The sequence below is a fragment of the Eudoraea sp. genome, assembly GCF_049665975.1.
Taxonomy (GTDB): domain Bacteria; phylum Bacteroidota; class Bacteroidia; order Flavobacteriales; family Flavobacteriaceae; genus Eudoraea.
In genome coordinates this window covers 1-2550 of sequence record NZ_JBATGR010000550.1, presented here as the reverse complement: position 1 = coordinate 2550, position 2550 = coordinate 1, and the positions used below count along the sequence as shown (strand labels likewise).

The following is a 2550-nucleotide window of genomic DNA, read 5'->3' as shown; positions in this document are numbered from 1 at the left end:
GTGGATAGTAGTTTTGAAATTATTACACCTAATGAAAGAGGATGTCAATTATCTGTTTTGATCCACGGCGAGGGTAGATCTTTGTTTGATTATTTGATGGAAAATGGGGTGATTACGGATTGGCGGGAGCCTAATGTCATAAGACTTGCACCGGCACCATTTTATTGTAGTTATGAAGACATGTATAACTTCGGACAAATTTTAAAAAAAGGGATATTGAGTAAGAGTAGAAATGTAAAGACCTGATTTTATAGCATTCTATAATGGTTGTTTAAAGATATTTACCAAAGTATTTTAATGTAAATCAATGAAATTAGAGCATGTAGCCATATGGACCAAAAAGCTTGAATTGCTTAAGAATTTCTATGTTAGCTATTTTGGAGGTAAGGCCAATACCCTGTATTATAATCATACCAAAGGGTTTCAGAGTTACTTTCTCACTTTTGATTCTGGTGCAAGATTAGAACTAATGTATATGCCCGATATAACAGAAAACAGAAATGATACAATAGGGAAACAGCATCTGGGAATCATTCATTTGGCCTTTGGAGTAGACAGCATGTCTGAAGTTGATCAAAAGGCTGCGGAGTTGAAAAGAGATGGATATAAGGTAATTAGTAGTCCAAGAAAAACGGGTGATGGATATTATGAATTTGAGGCGCTGGATCCCGATAATAATCGTTTAGAAGTAACCACATTGTTTATCGAATGAATGTATATTTTTGGCCTTTTTTAAAAGGCAGCTTATGAGATCTCTTAGACTAATCCTTTCAAATCCCAGATATTTCGGGCCTGCCTGGGTTTTTGCCAGCTTAAATATATTATTTGGTACCTGGGCCATTTATATACCTTCTGTAAAAGAAGATCTTGGGATAAACAAGGCCACCCTTGGTATTGCTATTTTTTTTCTTTCACTGGGAGTTTTTATGGTTTTCCCTGTAGCTTCTAAAATCATAAATAAAATTGGAGTGGGTAAAGCTACCTCAATTGGTATAATCCTTAGTTGTATTGCTGCTTTATTTCCGTTAATTGCACCTGGTTTTATTAGCCTTGCTGTTGCTCTTTTATTTTTTGGGGCCACTAATGGCTTTACGGATATTTCTATGAATACCCTGGTTACTGAAATTGAAAAAGAGGATAAACAAAAGTTTATGTCTGCTTCCCATGGCTTTTTTAGTCTTGGTGGCGTTCTGGCAGGGCTTGGCAGTTTTTTAATAACTGTAATAGACAATAGGGGTTTGCATATGCTTTTGGCCGTCTTATTGGTTCTCTTGGTAAATTTTGTTTTTTATAAGCAATATCGCAATGTTATAGCTGCACCTATTGAAAAAGATTCGTTTAGCATAAAAAATTTCAAGCCCTTAGTGCTGCTTGGAGTCGTATCGTTTGTTGTAATGGGCAGTGAAGGAGCCATAGTAGATTGGAGTGGATTATTTTTAAAGGAAGTTAGTCTTGCACCTGAAGCTATTTGGGGGGCAGGATTTTTGGGATTCCAGGTATTTATGACCCTTGGGCGTTTTTTAGGAGATTCAATAAGTTCTAGAATAGGCTCAATAAAAATAGTAGCGTTGGGATCTTTAATATCCGTTGTTGGTTATCTGCTGGTACTTACCACAGATATGTATTTGGCCATTGCCGGATTTGCACTTACCGGTCTTGGATTTTCTGTAATTGTCCCTGAATTATTCAGAATTGGAGGTAATGTCAAAGGAGTAGAATCTTCTCAGGGAGTTGCTTTTATTGCAGGTACAGGATATTCAGGCTTTCTAGTTGGACCTGTAATTTTAGGTTTTATAGCAGAACAATTCTCCTTAAGTTTGAGTTTTACTACTTTGATGATTTGTTCTATCGCTGTTTTAGGTGCCACTTTTCTGCTAAAAAAGAAAAAAAAGGAATAAGTCTTGTAAGGAGCTATTTTACCTGAATATTTGTGAAATACAATTTAAAATTCCCTTCGGCATTTTTATGTGTCTTTGAGATATTCAATCCATCTAAGGTTGTATATTCCTCCCATGTAGTTGTTAGTGTGGATTCTGTCTGATTTGCTTTACGAAATGTCCATTCCTTGATGATATAATCATCCCCATATTAAAAATCATAGGCATCTCCGGGTGTATAACCTCCTTCGCCTGTATAAACAATAGTCAGTTTTAGCATCGGCGTTTTACTAATTGGAGCTTCTGCAGCTGCTGTTGCTTCATAACTGAAACTATCTTTATCCCATACCAGGTTAAAAGGCGCTAATAACCAATATTTGTCGTTTATAAAACCTGCATCAACTATAGCTACAGTGCTGTCTATCTCACTTCGGTTATAAGTAACCAAATCTCCTTCAGAGCTTCCTGTAACCTCATTTCTCTGAATATTCCAAACCCAATCCCGCTCAAAATGAGTAGTATCCCGGTCAACATTAAATGTAAATTTTAGTTCTTCTACATTTTTCCATTCTTGCAAACCATGAGCATAGGCTATTTTTTCAGGAATGGTTTGTTCTATATTTTCTGTAATTGCATCTTTTTTCTGTTCGGTTTTACAGCTAAATATGAGCAC

Annotated in this window: 3 protein-coding genes and 1 pseudogene; 3 read left to right on the top strand and 1 reads right to left on the bottom strand. The window is 36.1% G+C overall.

Annotated elements, in window-relative coordinates:
• From WBN20_RS17280 to WBN20_RS17270, 3 genes and pseudogenes are all read left to right on the top strand, one after another.
• Window positions 1-246, top strand: a pseudogene (locus WBN20_RS17280) (kynureninase); the annotation flags it as partial.
• Window positions 247-307: 61 nt separating this feature from the next.
• Window positions 308-712: a VOC family protein gene (locus WBN20_RS17275; protein WP_424282588.1), complete on the top strand. Its 405-nt coding sequence runs from the start codon at window positions 308-310 to the stop codon at window positions 710-712.
• A gap of 34 nt (window positions 713-746) precedes the next feature.
• The gene (locus WBN20_RS17270; protein WP_424275723.1) at window positions 747-1898 is read left to right on the top strand and encodes an MFS transporter; all 1152 of its coding nucleotides are present in this window, start codon (window positions 747-749) and stop codon (window positions 1896-1898) included.
• A gap of 190 nt (window positions 1899-2088) precedes the next feature.
• Here the strand turns inward: WBN20_RS17270 and WBN20_RS17265 are convergent.
• Window positions 2089-2550 (bottom strand): hypothetical protein (locus tag WBN20_RS17265; protein ID WP_424282587.1); only part of this gene is annotated, 462 nt, incomplete at its 5' end.

Bases quoted from the DNA above. Each gene is read 5' to 3' on its own strand.
- WBN20_RS17275 (WP_424282588.1), top strand. From the start codon at position 308: ATGAAATTAGAGCATGTAGCCATATGGACCAAAAAGCTTGAATTGCTT.
- WBN20_RS17270 (WP_424275723.1), top strand. From the start codon at position 747: ATGAGATCTCTTAGACTAATCCTTTCAAATCCCAGATATTTCGGGCCT.